18 protein-coding genes are annotated in these 19,421 nt (G+C 69.0%); 6 read left to right on the top strand and 12 right to left on the bottom strand.

The annotated features are described in order from the left end of the window. Positions 1 to 63 precede the first annotated feature (63 nt). Both AC3WON_RS15210 and AC3WON_RS15205 read right to left on the bottom strand, forming a co-directional pair. Positions 64 to 1,437 carry a heavy metal sensor histidine kinase gene (locus tag AC3WON_RS15210; protein WP_492352156.1) on the bottom strand — a complete coding sequence of 458 codons (1,374 nt, stop codon included), beginning with the start codon at positions 1,435 to 1,437 and terminating at the stop codon, positions 64 to 66. Continuing rightward, complete coding sequence (locus AC3WON_RS15205) at positions 1,434 to 2,129, bottom strand: heavy metal response regulator transcription factor (RefSeq protein ID WP_492317187.1); 696 nt, start codon at positions 2,127 to 2,129, stop codon at positions 1,434 to 1,436. The genes AC3WON_RS15210 and AC3WON_RS15205 overlap by 4 nt, the downstream gene beginning before the upstream one ends. A 166-nt stretch (positions 2,130 to 2,295) precedes the next feature. Here AC3WON_RS15205 and AC3WON_RS15200 point away from each other — a divergent pair, with 166 nt between their 5' ends. From AC3WON_RS15200 to copD, 4 genes are read left to right on the top strand one after another with little or no spacing between them, the layout of a single operon-like run. Further along, positions 2,296 to 4,149, top strand: coding sequence for a copper resistance system multicopper oxidase (locus tag AC3WON_RS15200; protein ID WP_492352155.1), 1,854 nt, complete (start codon positions 2,296 to 2,298; stop codon positions 4,147 to 4,149). A gap of 29 nt (positions 4,150 to 4,178) precedes the next feature. Continuing rightward, the gene (locus AC3WON_RS15195) at positions 4,179 to 5,177 is read left to right on the top strand and encodes a copper resistance protein B (RefSeq protein WP_492352154.1); all 999 of its coding nucleotides are present in this window, start codon (positions 4,179 to 4,181) and stop codon (positions 5,175 to 5,177) included. Positions 5,178 to 5,212: 35 nt separating this feature from the next. Further along, entirely contained in the window at positions 5,213 to 5,599 is a 387-nt protein-coding gene (copC, locus tag AC3WON_RS15190) for a copper homeostasis periplasmic binding protein CopC (protein ID WP_492317190.1), read from the top strand. Next, complete coding sequence (copD, locus tag AC3WON_RS15185) at positions 5,600 to 6,532, top strand: copper homeostasis membrane protein CopD (RefSeq protein WP_492352153.1); 933 nt, start codon at positions 5,600 to 5,602, stop codon at positions 6,530 to 6,532. 12 nt (positions 6,533 to 6,544) lie between these two features. On the opposite strand, the gene AC3WON_RS15180 is transcribed toward copD, so the two are convergent. The 3 genes from AC3WON_RS15180 to AC3WON_RS15170 form a co-directional block, all read right to left on the bottom strand. Continuing rightward, positions 6,545 to 7,057, bottom strand: a complete 513-nt coding sequence (locus AC3WON_RS15180) for a DUF6644 family protein (RefSeq protein ID WP_492352152.1) — start codon at positions 7,055 to 7,057, stop codon at positions 6,545 to 6,547. 15 nt (positions 7,058 to 7,072) lie between these two features. Beyond that, positions 7,073 to 7,444, bottom strand: coding sequence for a DUF6152 family protein (locus AC3WON_RS15175; RefSeq protein ID WP_063832578.1), 372 nt, complete (start codon positions 7,442 to 7,444; stop codon positions 7,073 to 7,075). A 61-nt stretch (positions 7,445 to 7,505) separates the two neighbouring features. After that, the gene (locus AC3WON_RS15170; RefSeq protein WP_492317194.1) at positions 7,506 to 8,834 is read right to left on the bottom strand and encodes a tetratricopeptide repeat protein; all 1,329 of its coding nucleotides are present in this window, start codon (positions 8,832 to 8,834) and stop codon (positions 7,506 to 7,508) included. Positions 8,835 to 9,051: 217 nt separating this feature from the next. Between AC3WON_RS15170 and AC3WON_RS15165 the strand changes: the two genes are divergently transcribed. Beyond that, the gene (locus tag AC3WON_RS15165; protein WP_010810958.1) at positions 9,052 to 9,486 is read left to right on the top strand and encodes an FKBP-type peptidyl-prolyl cis-trans isomerase; all 435 of its coding nucleotides are present in this window, start codon (positions 9,052 to 9,054) and stop codon (positions 9,484 to 9,486) included. Between the two features lie 9 nt (positions 9,487 to 9,495). On the opposite strand, the gene AC3WON_RS15160 is transcribed toward AC3WON_RS15165, so the two are convergent. Continuing rightward, positions 9,496 to 10,290, bottom strand: a complete 795-nt coding sequence (locus AC3WON_RS15160; protein ID WP_010810959.1) for an MlaA family lipoprotein — start codon at positions 10,288 to 10,290, stop codon at positions 9,496 to 9,498. 40 nt (positions 10,291 to 10,330) lie between these two features. Then, positions 10,331 to 12,967 (bottom strand): hopanoid transporter HpnN, encoded by a 2,637-nt coding sequence (gene hpnN, locus AC3WON_RS15155; RefSeq protein ID WP_492352151.1) that lies wholly within the window; start codon positions 12,965 to 12,967, stop codon positions 10,331 to 10,333. Between the two features lie 171 nt (positions 12,968 to 13,138). Between hpnN and AC3WON_RS15150 the strand changes: the two genes are divergently transcribed. Then, on the top strand, positions 13,139 to 13,783 hold the full coding sequence (locus tag AC3WON_RS15150) for an MlaC/ttg2D family ABC transporter substrate-binding protein (protein WP_492317197.1): 645 nt from the start codon (positions 13,139 to 13,141) through the stop codon (positions 13,781 to 13,783). Positions 13,784 to 13,796: 13 nt separating this feature from the next. Here the strand turns inward: AC3WON_RS15150 and AC3WON_RS15145 are convergent, their stop codons facing one another. Genes AC3WON_RS15145 through hpnH form a run of 5 tightly spaced genes read right to left on the bottom strand, consistent with a single transcriptional unit; the run spans position 13,797 to position 19,409 of the window. Next, positions 13,797 to 14,801 carry a lysylphosphatidylglycerol synthase domain-containing protein gene (locus AC3WON_RS15145; protein WP_492352150.1) on the bottom strand — a complete coding sequence of 335 codons (1,005 nt, stop codon included), beginning with the start codon at positions 14,799 to 14,801 and terminating at the stop codon, positions 13,797 to 13,799. Positions 14,802 to 14,810: 9 nt separating this feature from the next. After that, positions 14,811 to 15,614, bottom strand: coding sequence for a hopanoid biosynthesis-associated protein HpnK (hpnK, locus tag AC3WON_RS15140; RefSeq protein WP_492317431.1), 804 nt, complete (start codon positions 15,612 to 15,614; stop codon positions 14,811 to 14,813). A 38-nt stretch (positions 15,615 to 15,652) separates the two neighbouring features. Continuing rightward, positions 15,653 to 17,077 (bottom strand): hopanoid biosynthesis associated radical SAM protein HpnJ, encoded by a 1,425-nt coding sequence (gene hpnJ / locus AC3WON_RS15135; protein ID WP_492352149.1) that lies wholly within the window; start codon positions 17,075 to 17,077, stop codon positions 15,653 to 15,655. Beyond that, positions 17,074 to 18,228, bottom strand: coding sequence for a bacteriohopanetetrol glucosamine biosynthesis glycosyltransferase HpnI (gene hpnI / locus AC3WON_RS15130; RefSeq protein WP_492352148.1), 1,155 nt, complete (start codon positions 18,226 to 18,228; stop codon positions 17,074 to 17,076). The genes hpnJ and hpnI overlap by 4 nt, the downstream gene beginning before the upstream one ends. Positions 18,229 to 18,239: 11 nt before the next feature. Continuing rightward, positions 18,240 to 19,409 (bottom strand): adenosyl-hopene transferase HpnH, encoded by a 1,170-nt coding sequence (gene hpnH, locus AC3WON_RS15125; RefSeq protein WP_492352147.1) that lies wholly within the window; start codon positions 19,407 to 19,409, stop codon positions 18,240 to 18,242. Positions 19,410 to 19,421: the final 12 nt, after the last annotated feature.

Raw genomic sequence — 19,421 nt, 5'->3', positions numbered from 1 at the left:
CCATGCTGCCTGGGTTGCCGGCGGATGCGATCACCGCTGACACGGCTGAATCTGCCTCAGTCCCTACGCCTTGAACGTCAAGACAAAGCGCGTCCTTCCTCCCTCCGATTCCACTCCAATCCCCCCACCATGCGCAGCCACAATCGCCTGCGTAATCGCCAGCCCCAGCCCGGCGCCATCGGACTCGGGCCGCGCCCGCGACTTGTCGGCACGGAAGAACCGATCGAACAGCGATGGCAGCAACTCCGGCCGGATCGTGTCGCCCTCGTTCTCGACCACCACCGTCACCGCCTCGGCGGAGGGCAGAATCTCCACCACAATGCCCTTGCCCGCCGGCGTATGCCGCAGCGCATTCGACAGCAGGTTGCTCAATGCCCGCCGCAGCATCAGCCGGTCGCCGGTGATGCGGCCACGGCCGCGCAGGGCCATGCGCACACCCTTGTCCTCGGCCAACGCATCGTAGAAATCGAACAGCGCAGTGACTTCATCAGCCACCTCGATCGGCTCGGCGTTCGGCAGGGTGATGCCGTGCTCCATCTTCGCCAGGTAGAGCATGTCCGACACCATGCGCGACAGGCGCTGCAGCTCTTCCACGTTGGACGCCAGCACGTCGCGGTACTTGTCCGCATCGCGCGGTTGCGACAGCACCACCTGGGTCTGCGTCATCAGGTTGGTGATCGGCGTGCGCAACTCATGCGCCAGGTCCGATGAGAACTCCGACAGGCGCGTGAAATCGCGCTGCAGGCGTTCCAGCATGGCGTTGAGCGTCGCGGCCAGGTCGGCCATTTCCACCGGCACGGCATCGACCGGCATGCGCTCGTCCAGCTTGTGCGCGGTGACGGCGCGCGCGCGCGAGGCCATGGTGCGCAATGGCGAGAGCCCGCGACGCGCGGCCCACCAGCCCAGCAGCCCGCTCGCCAGCGCGGCCAGCGCGGTGTAGAAGGCCAGCGACTGGCGGAAGGCGTGCATGAAGTGGGCGTGCAGCGCCGTGTCCATGCCGACCACGACCTGCAGCGGCCCCGGCTGTCCGGTTGGCACCTGCGCCAGCGCACGCATGCCGCGGTAGGTCTGGCCGCCCTGTTCCCAGGTGAAGGCATGCCGCTGCGCCGGCAGCTGCGCGGCGGCGGCCAGGGCCATGCCGAAGTCGAAGCCCTGCGTGGCATACAGGCGCTTGCCGTCGGCGGCGCGCACTTCGGCGACGAATCCGGCATGGTGTTCCAGCACCGGGCCCAGGCGTTGCGCCAGCGACGCCGCCGCGCCTTCGCCCGCGATCTTCTGGATCAGCCGCACGTTGTCGCCGAGCACGGCGTAGTCCTCGTCGGCGAAATGATTGTCGATCGCCAGCCAGATCAGCACGCCCAGCCCCAGCAGCACCGCGGCCGACGACAGCGAGAACAGGATGGTGAGCCGTGCCGTCAGCGACATCCGGACCTTCATTCAGCGTTCTCCGCTGCCTCGGGGGCTTCCAGCACATAGCCCATGCCGCGCACGGTCTGGATCAGCTTGGGCTCGAACTCATCGTCGATCTTCGCGCGCAGGCGCCGGATGGCGACGTCGATGACATTGCTGTCGCTGTCGAAGTTCATGTCCCACACCTGCGAGGCGATCAAGGAGCGCGGCAGCACTTCGCCGCGGCGGCGCGCCAGCAGTTCCAGCAAGGCGAACTCCTTGCTGGTCAGCGTGATGCGGCGCCCGGCGCGCGTGGCCCGGCGGCGGCCCAGGTCCAGCACCAGGTCGGCCACCTGGATGCGGTCCAGCGCCATCTGCGCCGTGCCCCGGCGCAGCAGCGTGCGCACCCGCGCGAGCAGCTCGGAAAAGGCGAAGGGCTTGACCAGGTAGTCGTCCGCACCCAGCTCCAGCCCCTTGACGCGGTCGGCCACGCTGTCGCGCGCGGTCAGGAACAGCACCGGCACGGCGATTTCCGCCGCGCGCAGCGCCTGCACGATGCGCCAGCCGTCGAGATCCGGCAGCATCACGTCCAGGATGACCAGGTCATAGGGCTCGGTCATCGCCATATGCTGGCCGTCCAGTCCGTTGGCCACAAGGTCGACGACAAAGCCCGCCTCGGTCAGCCCCTGGCGCAGGTATTCGCCGGTCTTGGACTCGTCCTCCACCACTAGCAGTTTCATCAGCACATTCCTTGATCGATCAGCCCTTTCGGCAGGGTCCGGCAACTCTACGCCGGCAACGCGGGCGCCAACATGACCGGAAGATTACCGGAATGTCATGTTCCAGTCAGACGTGCGTAGGGTGGCCTTCGCTACGCTTGGCATGCTTTCTACCAGGACTGATGACATGCGACGCCACCCCAGTACCGGCCTTGTGCTGCCCGATTTACCCCGCCGCCGCTTCGTGCAAGGGCTGGTTGCCGGCGGCGTGGTGGCCGGCCTTGCCGGCGTCGGCGGCAGCGCGTGGGCGCAGCATGCGGGCCAGCACGCCGGGCAGGCTGCCCCGGCCGGCTCCGGCTCGGCGCCGGTGCTGCGCGGCACCGAGTTCGACCTGGTGATCGGCGAGTCGCTGGTCAACTTTACCGGCAAGCCGGCCATTGCCACCACCATCAACGGCATGCTGCCCGGCCCGACGCTACGCTGGCGCGAGGGCGACACGGTCACCATCCGCGTGACCAACCGCCTGCGCGAGGCCACCTCGATCCACTGGCACGGCATCATCCTGCCGTTTGAGATGGACGGCGTGCCCGGCATCAGCTTTGCCGGCATCCCGCCCGGCCAGACCTTCACCTACCGCTTCAAGGTCGCGCAGACCGGCAGCTACTGGTACCACTCGCATTCGGGCTTCCAGGAAATGACCGGCGTGTACGGCGGCATCGTCATCGATCCTGCCTCCGGGCAGGAAACCGTGCGGGCCGACCGCGACCACACCGTGCTGCTGTCGGACTGGACCGACGAAGACCCGATGCGGGTGCTGACCAAGCTCAAGGTCCAGGGCGACTACTACAACTACAACCAGCCGACCGTGGTCGACTTCTTCCGCGACGTCTCGCGCGACGGGCTGAAGCAGGCGCTGGACAAGCGCAGCATGTGGAACCAGATGCGGATGAGCCCGACCGACCTGGCGGACCTGTCCAGCGCCACGCTCACGCACCTGGCCAACGGCGTCACGCCGGCCGGCAACTGGACCGGGCTGTTCCGGCGCGGCGAGACCGTGCGCCTGCGCTTTATCAACGGCTCGGGCAACACCTTCTATGACGTGCGCATCCCCGGGCTGAAGCTGCGGGTGGTGCAGGTCGACGGCCAGGATATCGAACCGGTCACGGTCGACGAATTCCGCTTCGGCCCCGGCGAGACCTGCGATGCGATTGTCGAACCGCGCGACGACGCTTACACGCTGTTCGCGCAATCGATGGACCGTACCGGCTATGCGCGCGGCACGCTGGCGGTCAGGGAAGGGCTGGCGGCGCCGGTGCCCGCACTCGACCAGGCCGAATGGCTGACCATGACCGACATGATGGGCGCGATGACGGGCCACGGCGGGCATGGCGGCCATGGCGGGCATGCTGGACACGGCGGTATGCAGCACGGCGCTATGCCGATGCAGGGCATGGACCACGCCGGCATGGACCACAGCCAGCACGCCATGGCCGCCGCCGACCCGCTCAAGGTCCCCAGCAAGACCGCCCGCCACGCCCGCACCGAATACGGTCCGGGCACCGACATGCGCGTCGACATGGCGCGCACCAACCTGGACGATCCCGGCATCGGCCTGCGCAACAACGGCAGGCGCGTGCTGACCCTGGCCGACCAGCACACCATCGGCGGCGCCATGGATGCGCGCGGCCCCGGGCGCGAGGTCGAGCTGCACCTGACCGGCAATATGGAGCGCTACACCTGGTCCTTCGACGGCGTCGAGTTCGGCAAGTCGACGCCGATCTACTTCAAGCATGGCGAACGGCTGCGCGTGATCCTGCACAACGACACCATGATGACCCACCCCATGCATCTGCATGGCATGTGGAGCGAGCTGGAAACGCCGGACGGCAGCTTCCAGGCGCGGCGCCACACCATCCCCGTGCAGCCGGCGCAGCGCATCAGCTTCCTGGTCAGCGCCGATGCGCTGGGACGCTGGGCCTGGCATTGCCACCTGATGCTGCATATGGATGCGGGCATGTTCCGCGAAGTGGTGGTGGCGTGATGGCTCAACCTGAATTCGCAATTATCTCCATGCACAGGCACAAGAAGACGATACTGGCCGCGGCGCTGGCCTTGACCGCAATCGGCGCAGCCCGGGCGCAGGACCCGCATGCCGGCCATGCGCACCAGCACGATGCCCCGGCCGCCATGCAGGGCATGGACCATGGCCAGATGCAGGGCATGGAGCAGGACGGGATCCAGACCATGGACGGTGGCGGCGCGCCGATGCCGGACACGCAGGGCATGGCCGCCCCTGCCATGGACCACGGCGACATGAAGATGCAGGGCGGCAGCGCGCCGCCCGACGCCCGCGATCCGCATGCCTATTCCGGCGGCTACCAGCTGGGCGTCGGCAAGTACGCGCTGGGCGACAAACGCCAGCTCGTGATGGCCGACGAGCACCTGTTCGCCTCGGTGCTGGTCGACCGCCTGGAGTGGGCCCACGCCAGCGGCAGCAATGCCGCCGCCTACGAGATGCAGGCGTGGTTCGGCAACAGCTATGACAAGCTGGTGCTCAAGGCCGAGGGCGAAGCATCGAAGGGCAAGCTGCACGAGGCCCGCACCGAGCTGCTGTGGGGCCACGCTGTGGCGAGCTACTGGGATACCCAGCTGGGCCTGCGCAACGACGCCGGCAGCGGGCGCCCGGCGCGCAACTGGCTGGCCTTCGGCGTGCAGGGGCTGGCGCCGTACTGGTTCGAGGTCGATGCCACGGCCTATGTCGGCACCAGCGGCCGCACCGCGCTGCGGCTGTCCGCCGAATACGAATTGCTGCTGACGCAGCGCCTGATCCTGCAACCACGCATCGAAGCCAACCTCTATGGCAAGAACGACCCGGAGGCGGGCATCGGCAGCGGCTTGTCCAACGGCACCGTGGGGCTGCGGCTGCGCTATGAGTTCAGCCGGCAGTTCGCGCCGTATATCGGCGTGGAGCGCTACCAGGCCTTCGGCAATACCGCCGACATGATCCGGACCTCTGGCGGCAAGGCGGGCGAAACGCGTTTCGTCGCCGGTGTCCGGGTCTGGTTCTGACACCACAACTTCATCATCCCCAAGCGGAGACAACCATGCATGCCAATCGCCCCCTGATCCAGATCCTGCTTGCCGCAACCGCGGCGCTGGCCAGCAGCATCGCTTTCGCGCACCCGAAGCTGGTGTCGTCCACGCCGGCGGACAAGGCCGAGGTGGCCGCGCCGCAGAAGATCGAACTGCAGTTCTCCGAGAACCTGGTCACCCAGTTTTCCGGCGCCAACCTGGTGATGACCGGCATGCCGGGCATGGCCGACCATGCGCCGATGAAGATGGCCGTGAAAGTCTCCGGCAGCGACGACCCCAAGGCCATGGTGATCACGCCGGCGCAGCCGCTGCCGCCTGGCAGCTATCGGGTGGACTGGCGGGCGGTGTCGTCCGATACCCATCCCGTCAACGGCAAGATTGCCTTCACGGTGAAGTGATTGCAGCAGCCGGACTGGATGGCCGCCGGGCTGCGCCTGGCGCTCTATGTCGACCTGGCCTTGCTGTTCGGGCTGCCGCTGTTCTGCACCTATGCGCTGCATCGGGGGGAACGGGCCTCACGCTTCGCAAAGCGTTGCCAGGCGCTTGCGCTGGGCTGCGCCATCGCCGGCATCGGGCTTTCGCTGGCTGCCCTTGTGGTGATGGCGCTGGCCATGACAGGGGAGTCCGACTACGCCGCGTTGCAGGCCCACGTCTTCGCCATGATCGTCACAGGGACGGATTTCGGGCTGGCGTGGTCGGTGCGCCTGGCGGCCCTGCTGCTGTTCGTGCTGGCCTGCGTGTCCTGGCGCAGGCGGCCGGGCGCGCGCTTCACCGCGCTGGCCGGGTTCGGCGGGATTGCGCTGGCGACGCTGGCCTGGGGCGGCCACGGCGCGATGCATGAGGGCGCCTTGCGCTATCTCCACCTGAGCGCCGACGTGGCCCACCTGCTGGCCGCCGGCGCCTGGGTTGGCGCGTTGGCCGCGTTCGTGCTGCTGTCGCTGGCGGGGCCGGTATCGGACCGGGCGGCGGTGGTGCTGCTGAGCCGCACCTCGAACGGGTTTGCCCGTATCGGCACCATCATTGTTGCCACGCTGCTGCTGACCGGCGCGCTCAACTACTGGTTCATCGTGGGCCCGGCGCTGCCGGATCTTGCGCCGATGTCCTATGGCGGGCTGCTGGCCGCCAAGCTCGCGCTGTTCGTGGCGATGCTTGGCCTGGCCGCCGCGAACCGCTTCCGCCTGAGTCCGCGGCTGGCGTTGGCGGTGCAGGCCGGGGAGCATCGGGCGGCGACGCTGGCGTTGCGGCGCAGCCTGCTGCTGGAGGCCTGCGCCCCCGCGCTGGTGATGGCCCTGGTGGCCATGCTGGGGATGCTGTCTCCGGCGCCGCCGTGAGTCCCGCGGCCATCAGACATAGGCAATCAGACGCCCGGCACAGATCACCAGCAACCACGTCACCATCGAGACAATGGCGCTGACGCGCGCGCCGGCCGGCGGCGCGACGCCGCTGTCCCAGCCCCGTTGCCCGGCATGCAGGCTGCGATAGGGCCCGAGGTGGAACCACAGCACATTGGCCAGCGCCAGTGCAATCAGGTACAGCTTGGCCAGGAACGCGGGATTGGCGGCCAGCTCATCGGCATGGGCCAGGAACAGCAGCACGCCGCTGGCCGCGACCGCAATGAAGGCGCCGACGGTGAAGGGCAGCGCATGGCGCAACAGCAGGCTCACCGGCAGCCGCCGGCCGAGCCCGGCCAGGCGCATGTCGACCACGAAGATGGAGCCGAACAGCAGCGCCATGCCGGCCAGGTGGACGATCTCTACCGCGGGATAGGCCCAGGCCGAACTGCGCAGGGCCATCGGGAACGGCAGCCGCGCCAGCGCGCCGGCCCATTCCGTCCATTGCGCGAACAGCACCGACATGCGGCGCGCGCCGGCTCAGCGCAACTCGACGGTCTTGCCGTCCACGGTGATGCGCTCGGCGCGCAGCTCGCCGGCCTTTTCCTTGCTGGCGTAGCCGACCAGCGTGACCTCGCGCCCCACGGCCACCTTGTCGGCGGTGGCGCCGCGCGCCTCCATCCGCGACACCGGTGCCAGCACGGCCAGCCAGCGCTTGCCGCCGGCATCGATGCGGATATGCGCGTGGGGGTTCTCGTAGTGGCTCTCGACGATCTTGCCGGTCAGCGTCAGCGGCTTGGTCTCGTCGTAGGTGGACCAGCCGTGATGGGCAATGGCCGGCACGGCGGCCAGCGCCAGCGCGGCGCTGGCGGCAAAGAGGGCGGGGCGGAACAGGGCGCGGAAGCTGGGCATGGGTGATCTCCGGTCAGGACAGGTGCAGTATAGGCGCCGATCCCGGCCGCGGCAGGGAGACTTATGCGCGGCACGAGTCGGCGCGCTGCACCAGCCGGTGCAGGCTAGGACTCATGGGCTTGAGCGCGGCGCGTTCGGCCGTGAGCGCGATCGCCAGGTTGCTGCGGCGGCCGCGCAGCGCCGCCTCGAGCAGGGTCAGGCTGACGATGTCGCGCTGCGCATGGCTGCCGCCGAAGCGGTGGGCGATCAGGCGCACCGGCATCAACAGGTCGATGGCGGTGCTGTAATCGCCCTGGTCGAACGTGATCAGGGCATCGGCCACCGGCAGCCCCACATCGCGCGACATCATGGCATTGGTGCCGTTGCCCAGGGCGGCGCGCTCCAGCGCGGCGCGGACCTGGTCGGCGGCAGCGGGCCGGTGCGCGCCCAGGCTGGCCATCACGGCATGGACATCGTTGAAGGCGTAGTAGCCGGCCGCGCCGCGGCCGAGCCAGTCGTCCGCCACCGGCTGCCAGCGCCGGCCCACGTCCACGCCGCGCAGGTGCAGCCGCCACAGCAGCGCGGAGGCATCCACCAGGTCCAGCGCGATCGCCGGCGCAGGGCGCTTGATATAGCGGTCGTACAGCGCCAGCACCTCGTCGGTCCTGCCCGCTTCCAGATGGAACAAGGCCAGGTGCCACCAGTTGTGCACGGCCAGCATATTGTCGTCGGACCAGTCGTCGCGGCGCCCGTCCAGCCAGGCGATGCCGTCGTCCAGCCGGCCCTGCATCTCCATCACGTGCGCCACCGCGTGCACGGCCCACGGGTCGCGCGGATTGAGCTCCAGCGCGCGCCGGCCGCTTTCCTCGGCGCGCTCGTAGAGCTGGGTTTCTTCCAGGCCGAAGGCATGCATGCCGAGCAGGTAGCCGTAGCCCGGCATGCCGGCATCCCAGTGCGGCAGCGCCTGCGCCACGCGGTCGCGCAGCATCGATGACTGCCCCAGCAGGAAGTCGCCGAGATGCGCGGTCTGGATCGCCAGCAGGTCGCGTGGATAGTCGATCACGATATCGCCGTAGAGACGGACCGAGCGCTCGAACTCGCCGTCCAGCCAGGCCCGTGCCGCGGCGATGTGGCGGCGCTCGCGGTCGTTGGCGCGGGCGTGCAGGGCTTCGCCGGCTTCAACGCTCTGGCGCAGCATGGGCTCGGCCGTGCCATCGCCAGAGGTGACCGCCAGCGCCGCGCGCAGCGCGTGGCCCATGGCGAAGTCGGGGTCGGCGGCCAGCGCCGTGTCGATGGCGGCGAGCGGGTCGCCGTAGTAGCCGTTCAGCAGTTGCAGGGCGGTCTCATACTGCTCGACCGAGCGGGCGTTCTGGGTCGAGACCGGAAGGTCCCGTGAATCCGTGAGTGCCATGGCAATCTCCGTGCGCCCGCGGCAGCGGGGCTGTCACGAACCATCGTAGACGGCAAAACGCCCCGTGTAACGGATGCGGCGGGGTGCGCCGCACCATGCCCACCGCAAGGCGCACGGCGGGGGTGCGTTGTGCGCTATATGCCGCTGCCGCCATATCGTTGCCGTGTGTCGGTTAAACTGCCGCATCCCCAATCACGACCTCACGACCAGGTTTCCCATGAAAACACTTGCGCTTTTCCTCGGCACCCTGACCTTAGCCTGCGCCGCCTCCGCTGCCGCCCCGGCCGCCTCGGCCCCGGCCGCACCCGCGGCGGCGCCGCAGACGCTGGCGTCGGGCATGACCATCCAGCACCTGATCAAGGGCAACGGTGCCTCGCCCAAGGCCACCGACTCGGTGCAGGTTCACTACCGCGGCACGCTGGCCGACGGCACCGAGTTTGACAGCTCGTACAAGCGCGGCCAGCCGATCTCGTTCCCGCTCAACCGCGTGATCCCGTGCTGGACCGAAGGCGTGCAGGCGATGCAGGTGGGCGGCAAGGCCAAGCTGACCTGCCCGCCGGCCACGGCCTACGGCGCGCGCGGCGTGCCGGGAACGATCCCGCCGAACGCCACGCTTACCTTCGAGGTGGTGCTGCTGGGGATCGGCGGCTAAGACCCCGCGTCAGCGCGGCGCCTGCGGCTGCGCGGGCGCAGGCGTGCCCGCCGGCGCCTCCGCGGCGGGCGCTGCGGCCGTGCCGCCGTCGTCGTCTTCGTCGTAGTCTGGCAGCGACGTGTTCTCTCCCAGCAGGTAGCGGCGCCGCTGCAGGTAGGCATCGCGCACAAAGGCGTACTTGTCCAGCGCCGCCAGCTTCAGCAGGTCGGTGGCGCCCAGCAGGTTGGTGCGCACGTCAACCACGTTCATCCCGAACAGCGAATTGCGCACCGCCGGCTCGGCATAGGTGGTCGGGTCGAACTGGAAATTCACATACAGGCCCACGCCGTCGCGGAATGAGCTGGGGCCGAACAGCGGCAGCACCAGGTAGGGTCCCGACGGCACGCCCCACGTGCCCAGCGTCAGGCCGAAATCCTGCGAATGCTTCTGCAGCCCGGCGGGCGTGGCGATGTCGATCAGTCCGCCGATCCCCAGCACGGAATTGATCGCGACCCGCATGAAGCTCTCCGCTGCCTCAACGCCCTTGCCCTGCAGCAGGTTGTTGGCAAAGTTGCCGATGTCCGCGATATTCGAATAGAAATTGGTGACCGCGGTGCGCACCGGCTCCGGCGTGACCGCCTTGTAGCCCTTGGCCACCGGCACGGCCACGTACTGGTCGAGCTTGTCGTTGACGGTGAAGACCGCGCGGTTCATCGGCTCGAGCGGATCGTCGGGGCTGGCTTGCGGTCCGGTGGCGCAGCCGGCGAGCAGGGCGGCGGCAATGGCGGTGGTGGCAACGGATGTAGCGCGCTGGCGTAAAGGCATCGTACGAAGGGGATTGGGGTCGGCCGCATCGGGCTGGTGATTATGACCGGGCGGCCTTGTCATGTTTGTGATGGGCGCCTTCGCGCGGGCGGCCCATCAGGATCGGCTGGAAGAACACCGCGCCGACCAGCGTGCACGCCAGCGCCAGCGCCAGCAGCTTGCCCATGCTGGCGGTGCCGGGATGCTGCGACAGCCACAGGCTGCCGAAAGCGGTGGCGGTGGTGGCCGCGCTGTACAGCACGGCGTGCGTCAGGCTGGACTGCAGCAGCTGGGTCTTGCCGTGCCGCCAGGCAATCACGTAGTAGATCTTGAACGCGACGCCCACGCCCAGCAGCAGCGGCAGCGCGATCACATTGGCAAAGTTCAGCGCAATGCCGAACAGCACGCACAACTCCAGCGTGACGATGGCCGAAACCAGCAGCGGTATCAGCGTGCGCAACACATCGCCGAATCGACGCAGCGTGATCCATAGCAGGATGGTGATCGACACCACCGCCCAGATGCCGGCCTGCGCAAAGGCGGCCATGATGGTGTCGGCCGAGCCGCGGATCGCAATCGGCCCACCGGTGGCGGCCGGCTCCACGCGCTGCACCGCGGTGATGAAGCGGTCCAGCGCGGCCTCGCGCTGCGCGCTGGCGGGCGGCGGCAGCTTCGGGCTGACGTTGACCAGCGCGCGCCCGTCCGGCGTGATCCAGTCGCGCACCAGTTCGGGCGGCAGCGTCTGCTCGCTGACGGGCTGCGGGCCCAGCGCCAGCTGCAGCCGTGCCAGCGCCAGCTGCAGCGGCACGGCGATGGCGCGCTCGGCGCGGTCGCGCGTGGCGGCGTCGGCGGCTGCCAGCTGCTTCAGCGTGGCGGACAGGTGCGCGGCGTCGGCCGCGCCCGGACCGGGATGTTCGTCGGCGGCGATGGCCAGCTGCCGCGCGGCATTGCGCAGCGCATTGACGCGCGCGCTGTCGGTGGCGGGCGTGGCGGCGGGCTGCGTCAGCGCCGGCATCAGCGCGGCCGAGGCCTGGCCGATGGCCTGCAGCTTGGTCGGCTGGTCTGCGGGGATGAAAGTCTGCAGCGTGACCGCGCGCGCCACCTCGGGCAGCGCCGCCAGCTTGCCGGCCAGATCGCGCGCGGCCGGCAGCGAAGGCGCCAGCACGCTGACATCGTCGGTGCCGGCCTGCGGCGCGTCCTTGAGCGCCAGCAGCGTGGCCATCGATTCGGACCTGGGGTCCTTCAGGTGCAGCGGGTCGAAGTCAAAGCGCAGGTGCGGCAGCAGCGGCGCACCTGCCAGGATCGCGAGCAGGGTGACCAGCAGCACCGGCTTGCGATAGCGGTCGAAGAACCGGTCCGCGGGCGCCAGCCACGCGAAGCCCGGCGCCTCGGGTTCGCCGCCGGGCTTGAGCACGCAGATCAGCGCCGGCAGCAGCGTGAAGGTGGTGGCAAATGCCACCATCATGCCCACGCCCGCGATCAGCCCCAGCTCGGCCACGCCGCGGTAGTCGGTGGGCAGGAAGCAGAAGAACGCCGCCGCCGTGGCCGCGGCGGCCAGCGCCAGCGGCGCGCCCACCGCGCGCGCGGCCAGCCCCAGCGCTTCGACGATATGGTCGCGGTCGTGGCGCTCGGCGCGGTAGCGCACGCCGAACTGGATGCCGAAGTCCACCCCCAGCCCGACGAACAGCACCGCGAACGCCACCGAGATCATGTTCAGCGCGCCAACCATGGCCAGCCCCAGCGCGGCGGTGATCAGCAGCCCGGCAAACAGGCTGGCCAGCACCGCAACGATCAGCCGCGCCGAGCGCAAGGCCAGCCACAGGATCAGCACCACCACCAGCACCGTCAGCACGCCGTTGAGCACGGCGCCGTCGCTGACCGAGGCGAATTCATCGTCGGCCAGCGCCTGCGGGCCGGTCAGCCGCACCGTGGCCTGGTAGCGCTGCGCCAGCTGCAGCTCGGCCGCCGCCTGCCGGACCGCGCGCGAGGCGGCGGCCCCGGCCTGCAGGTCGCTGTAGTCCAGCACCGGGCTGAGCGCGATATAGCTGTAGACCTGGCCATCGGGCCCGGGCTTGAGGCTGTCGTCGAGCAGCCCTGCCCAGGACAGCGCGGCGGGCTTGCCGGCCAGCACCTGGTCCAGTGTCCGTGCACTGCTACCCAGCAGCCTGGCCATGTCGCCCAGCTTTACCTGCCCCATCTGCAGCGGCAGCGTCAGCGTGGTGGTGAGGAGATCGGACAGGCCGCGCAGGGTCGGGTCATGTGCGAGCGCGTTGACCAGCGGGCGTGCCTGCACCAGCTGCTGCGTGAGCTGGCGCACTTCATCGGTGCTGGCGAACAGCAATCCGTTGCGCGCGAAGAACGGGCCGCCGCCGGGCTGGCTGACCGCGGTGAAGCGTGCCGGCTGGCGGCGCAGCGCCTCGGCCAGCGCCTCGGCGGCGGCGTCGGCCAGCTCGGTCGCGGGCGCCTGCACCACCGCCAGGATCAACTGGTTGCGCTGGGGAAAGGCGTCGCCGATGGCGGCATCGCGCACCGCCCAGGGGGCGTCGGATTCCAGCAGGCGGCCGATGTCGGTGTTGATCGCAAAGTTGCGGGCCACGTAGACGCCGCTGACGGCGGTCAGCAATGCCGCCAGGATGATGACGCGCCACGGCCAGGCGGTGGCAAGCCGGACAATGCGTGTCAGCAGCGAAGTCAGCATGGGCGGATCCGGAAGGAGCACGAACCGCGAGTATATCGGCTGGCAGCGTGGCGCATGCGGCATGCGCGGCCCGGGCATCCGCGATTCAGGCCGATCCGCTATAAACTGTCAGCCTGGCACCGGCGCTGCAGCGCCGGCGCCGCTTCACCGTCCTTCCTGGCTCTCATATCCATGACGATTCACGGTTTGCTTCACCTGGCGCCGCTTGCGGCGGTGGCCATGGTTTCCGTAGCGCACGCCCAGGCAGTCCAGCCCGGCGACCTGCGCGCCAGCCCCGAGCGGCTGGTGCAGGCCGCGGTGGAGGGCGTGATCGGCACCATCCAGTCCCATCCCGACACCCGCGCCGGCGACCTCGCCAAGATTACCGCGGTGGTCCAGAAGCAGTTCCTGCCCTACACGGATTTCCAGCGCACCACGCGGCTGGCGGTTGGCGGTGCCTGGCGCACCGCCACGCCGGAACAGCAGCAACAGCTCCATGAGCAGTTCCAGATGCTGCTGGTGCGCAGCTATGCGGTGTCGCTGGCGCAGCTGCGCGAGCAGAACGTCAAGTTCCGCTACCAGCCGGTCAAGTCCGGCAGCGGCGCCACCGATGTGGTGGTGCAGACGCGCGTGATCAACAATGCCGACGAGATGCAGATCGATTACCGGCTGCAGCGCACAGCCAACGGCTGGAAGATCTACGACATCAACATGATGGGGGCGTGGCTGATCGAGGTGTACCGCAAGCAGTTTGCGGACATCGTCGCGCGCAGCGGGGTCGACGGGCTGGTGAAGTACCTGACCACCCACAACGCGCGCCAGGCATCCGACACCTGAGCGCCGCACGCCATCAGGGCGCGGCGTGGCCGGTGTCGCGGTTGCGCCGCCAGTGGCGCAACTCCACCCATTGCCATGACAGCAGCGCGGGCACGCCGAACAGGATCTCGCGCGCGCGCTTGACCAGCGCCAGCGCCAGCGAGACCTGCGCATCCATCCCCAGCACCTGCCCCAGCAGCATCACCACCGCTTCCTGCACGCCCAGCCCGGCGGGCACGAAGAAGGCCACGTGGCGCGCGGCCTGGGTCAGTGATTCGATTGCCAGCGCCTGCCAGACCGGCACCGGATGGCCCAGCAGCATCAGCGCCAGCCAGATCTCCAGCGTGCCGCTGACCAGCCCTGCCAGTTGCCAGCCCAGTGCCGCCAGCAGCTCGCGCCGGCGCCGGTTGAGCGCGCGGATATGGGCATCGAGCCGCGCACCGTCGATCAAGGCGACGACGCGGTGATCTTCGCCAAACAGCTTGCGCGCCGCGCCTTCCAGTTTCTCGAAGATCGCGGTGTGCCGCAGCGACAGCGCGAACAGCACCGGCACCGGCAATGACAGCAGCAGCCCGGCCAGGATGACCCAGGCCCCGCCGCTGTCCTGCAGCGCGGCCACCAGCAGCAGCACCCCCATGGCCGAGAACAGGTACTGCGAGAACAGCGTCACCATCACTTCGACCACGATGCTGGCAGTCACCGCGGTGGTGTCGCGGATGCGCAGCCGCGTCAGGCGGATGCCGACCAGTTCGCCGCCGACCCCCACCGTCGGCAGCAGGCGGTTGACCGCTTCGCGCACCGTGGCGACCCACCACAGGAAACCGAGCCCCGCCTTCTCCTCGGGGGCGGCCGAGGTCAGCAGGACGCGCCAGGCTTGCGCGTCGAGCAGCAGCGGCAGTGCGTGCAGGGGCACCAGCAACAGCAGCAGCCAGCCGCCCTGCGCCACGATGGCGGCGATATCGCCGGCGCCCTGATGGATCACCAGTGCGGTGAGCGCCAGCAGGCCGATCAGCCCGGTCAGGTAAGCAATGCGTTTCATCTTGAAAAATCAGGGCACCAGCACGTCGGCAAAGCCGCCGCGCCGGTTGGCCGCGCGCTCCAGCGCGGCGCGCACGCGCGGCGACAGCAGCGCGGCCAGTTCGTCGGCGTGGCGGTAGCCGCGCATCGATGCGGTAATGGCCTCGCCAGAGACCACGGCCGGATGCAGGTAGATCTCGCCCACGCCCGCGGGCAACTGCGCCAGCGCCTGCAGCAGGGCTGCCTCGTCCATCTGCCCGCTGCGCGCGATGCCGACCACGTAGTCATTGTGCGCGATGCCGGCGCGGTCCAGGCGCCGGCGCAGCAGCGCCAGCCAGGGGCGCAGCGGCAACGGCGCGCCCTGCTCGCGCGGCAGGCGCATCGCGCGCAGGCCGTAGTCGCGCCCGATCGACAGGATCAGTGACAGCACCGTGGGGTGCAGGTGGAAATGCTTGTGCGTGTTGACGTGGTCAAGCGGCAGGCCGGTGGCGGCAAAGGCTTCGAACTGCGCGCGGATCTCCGCCGCCAGCTGGCGGCGCACGCGCGGCAGGAAGAAGAAGCGGCAGCCGTCCAGGGCCATGGCCGAGCCGAAGCGGGCTTCGGCGTCGACCAGGTCGGGGATCTGCGCGCGCGGCAGCGTGGCCGGGCCGTCGGCCAGCACCACGTGCAGCCCCACGCGCAACGACGGCAGCCGGCGCGCGCGCTCGACCGCATCCGCCACGGCGGGCGCGCCCACCATCAGGCTGGCGGCGTTGAGCACGCCGTCGCGGTGGGCCAGCTCCACCGCCTCATTGACGGCGGGATGCAGGCCGAAGTCGTCGGCGGTGACGATCAGCGCGCGTAGCGAGGCACAGGAAAGCGCGTGGGCCAGGATCAGGCCTCGTGCGAGCGCAGGAAGCGGAAGAACTCCACGCCTTCGCGCAGGCGCCGCTTCATCATGTCCCAGCTGCCCAGCATCTCGCGCACGATTTCCCAGATCTTGCCGGGGCGGAAGTAGAAGCGCTTATAGAAGGTCTCGACGCCGTGGTAGATGTCTTCCCTGGACAGGTGCGGATAGCTGATCGCGGCCAGCTGCACGCCCTGGTCGTTGACCAGGTTGATGACCTTGTTCTCCTCGAGCCAGCCGTTCTCCACGGCCTGCCGGTACAGCGTGGTGCCGGGATAGGGCGCGGCCAGCGACACCTGGATGGTGTGCGGGTTGATTTCCTTGGCGTACTCGATGGTTTTCTCGATGGTCTCGCGCGTCTCGCCCGGCAGGCCCAGGATAAAGGTGCCGTGGATCTGGATGCCCAGCTTGCGGCAGTCCTCGGTGAAGCGGCGCGCGATGTCCGTGCGCAGGCCCTTCTTGATGTTCAGCAGGATCTGGTCGTCGCCGGACTCATAGCCCACCAGCAGCAGGCGCAGGCCGTTCTCCTTCATGATCTTGAGCGTGCTGTACGGCACGTTGGCCTTGGCATTGCAGGACCACGTCACCCCCAGCTGGCCCAGCCCGCGCGCGATCTCTTCCACGCGCGGCTTGAAGTCGGTGAAGGTGTCGTCGTCGAACATGATCTCCTTGACCTCGGGCATGTTCTCCTTGATCCATTTGACCTCGGCAATCACGCTTTCGGCCGAGCGCGTGCGGTAGCGGTGCCCGCCCACGGTCTGCGGCCACAGGCAGAAGGTGCAGCGCGAACGGCAGCCGCGACCGGTGTAGATCGACACATAGGGGTGCTTCAGGTAGCCGATGAAGTAGTTGTCGATCTTCAGGTCGCGCTTGTAGACCGGCGCCACGAAGGGCAGCTCGTCCATGTTCTCGATCATCGGGCGCTGCCCGTTGTGTTCGAGCGAGCCGTCCGGCAAGCGATAGGAGAGGCCCAGGATGTCCTGGAGCGGCTTGCCCGCGGCCACATCCTGGCAGGTGTAGTCGAACTCCTCGCGGCAGACGAAGTCGATGGCCTCGCTGGCACCCAGCGTGCCGCCCGGATCGACCGCGGGCTTGGCGCCGACCATGCCGATCATCACGTCCGGCTCGCGCTGCTTCAGTTCCTCGGCGAACTTGGCGTCGGTGGGGAACGAGGGCGTGCTGGTGTGGATGATGACCAGTTCATAGTCAGCGGCGATATCCAGCGTCTGCTGCACGGTCAGGCCGTCGGCCGGCGCGTCGAGCACGCGGCTGCCCGGCACCAGCGCGGCGGGCTGCGCCAGCCAGGTCGGGTACCAGAACGACTTGATCTCGCGCTTGGCCTGGTAGCGCGAGCCCGCGCCGCCGTCGAAGCCGTCGAAGGAAGGGGCCTGGAGGAACAGGGTTTTTTTCATTGCGGCCTCTGGGGATGGATGCCGGTGGATGAAGGTTGGTTCGGGGTCAGCGCAGGACTGGTGTGCAGGGCATCGCGCACCGACAGCACCTGCTCGCGCCACTGCACGCGCTTGCCTGCCAGCGCAAATGCCCAGCCGGCCAGCAGCAGCGCATCGCGCAACGGTGCGCGCAGTGCGGCGGCGACGCTGCCTGCCAGCAAACTGCGCGCCAGCGCGCCGGCGGCCGCCACCGCAATCACCAGCGGCTGTGGCGCCAGCAGCACACCCAGCGCCAGCATCGGCCAGGTGAACGTGATGAAGGTAAAGGCAAAGCCCGGCGGATTCAGCGAGCGGATCGTGCGCAGCCAGCGCAGCTCATGCCGCCACAGGTCGGTGAAACGGTCCTCGGTGACATCGGTCGTGACCACCACCTCCGACAGCACCGTGCGCAAGCCCTGCTGCCGCGTCAGCTCGCCCAGCCAGTAGTCGTCGGCCAGCCGCTCGGACACGGCTGCGAAGCCACCGATGGCTTCCAGCGCATCCCGCCGCAGCGCAATCGTCGCGCCAAAGGCAAAGCGTTGCGAGCCGCCCGCGTGGGCGATGCGCACCGACGGCGCGAACCAGTCGTTGATGAACTGCGCGCCGATGCGCGACCACGGCCCGCCAGTCGGATTGCCGCGGTAGAGGCAGGTGACCACGCCCACGCCGGTGTCGGCCAGCGGCGCGGTCACGCGCGCCAGGTAGTCGGGCGGCACGGCGATATCGCTGTCGGCGATCACCAGCACATCGTGCTTCGCTTGTGCGAACAGGTTGACCAGGTTGCTGACTTTCAGGTTGGTGCCGTGCACCTGCGGGTCGACCACCAGCGCGATGTCGCACGCCGGGAAGTCGCGGCGCAGCCGTTCGACCACGGCGATGGCGGGATCGTCCGCGGCACGCACGCCGAATAGCAGCTGGAACGACGGATGCCGCTGCCGGCACAGCGTGGCCAGGTTCTCATACAGCCGGGGCTCGGCGCCGCACAGCGGCTTGAACACGCTGACCGGCGTCGTTGCGGTGCCGCCGCTTGCCGCCGGCGCGCGGTGCGACAGCCAGGCCGCGGCCAGCGCATAGCCCGCCGACACGCAGGTCAGCGCAGCGCCTGGGAGGGTGGCAGCAAGTTCCGCGGCCATCGGCAGTGCGGTCAGTGCGTGGCCGCGGCGTTGGCCTCGGCCGGCCGCGGCCGGTTGGCGCGCGGCTTCGCGCGCTGGATTTCCTCGAGCTTGATCTCGACGTGGCGCGAGAACACGTATTCCGCCGGCCGCTGCCGGTCCAGCGCAATATCGGGCGCCATCGGCCCGCTGGTGCGCACGCCGCGCAGGCTCACGCCCAGCGCCTTGAGCGGATGGGCAAAGGTGTCGGCCACGGCGGTGGCCTCATAGCCGCTGTGCACCATGCAGTCGGCGCACTTCTCGTAGTTGCCGGTGCCGTAGGCATCCCAGTCGGTCTCTTCCATCAGCTCGCGGAAGGTGGTGGCATAACCCTCGCCCACCAGGTAGCACGGACGCTGCCAGCCGAAGACGGTGCGTGCCGGGTTGCCCCACGGGGTGCAGTGGTAGGTCTGGTTGCCGGCCAGGAAGTCCAGGAACAGCGTCGACTGGCTGAAGGCCCAGTTCTTGCCGGCGCGGCCGCGGCTGAGGATGTCGCGGAACAGCTGGCGGGTCTTGCCGCGGTTCAGGAAGTGCTGCTGGTCCGGCGCGCGCTCATAGGCATAGCCCGGCGACACGGTGATGCCGTCCACGCCCAGCGCCTTGACCGAGTCGAAGAACTTCGCCACGCGCTCGGGCTGGGCATCGTTGAACAGCGTGCAGTTGATATTGACGCGGAAGCCCTGTTGCTTGGCCAGCCGGATCGCCTCGACGCAGCGGTCGTACACGCCTTCCTGGCACACCGAGCGGTCATGCATCTCGCGGTCGCCGTCCAGGTGCACCGACCAGATGAAATACGGGCTGGGCTGGTACTGGTCCAGCTTCTTTTCCATCAGCAGCGCATTGGTGCACAGGTAGACGAACTTGCGCCGCGCGATGATGCCTTGCACGATCTGCGGCATGTCCTTGTGCAGCAGCGGCTCGCCGCCGGCGATGGAAACCACCGGGGCACCGCATTCATCCACCGCCTCCAGGCATTCCTGCACCGACAGGCGCTGGTTCAGGATGGGATCCGGATAATCGATCTTGCCGCAGCCTGAGCACGCCAGGTTGCAGCGGAACAGCGGTTCCAGCATCAGGGCAAGCGGATAGCGTTTCTGTCGCGACAGATGCTTGCCGACGATGTAGGCGCCCACGCGGGCGACCTGCAGTAGCGGAATAGCCAAGGCAGCTTCCTC

This window comes from Cupriavidus sp. FW305-46, from assembly GCF_058787075.1.
Note: the sequence above shows the minus strand (reverse complement) of the source record. Positions and strands in the feature narration are given on the sequence as shown.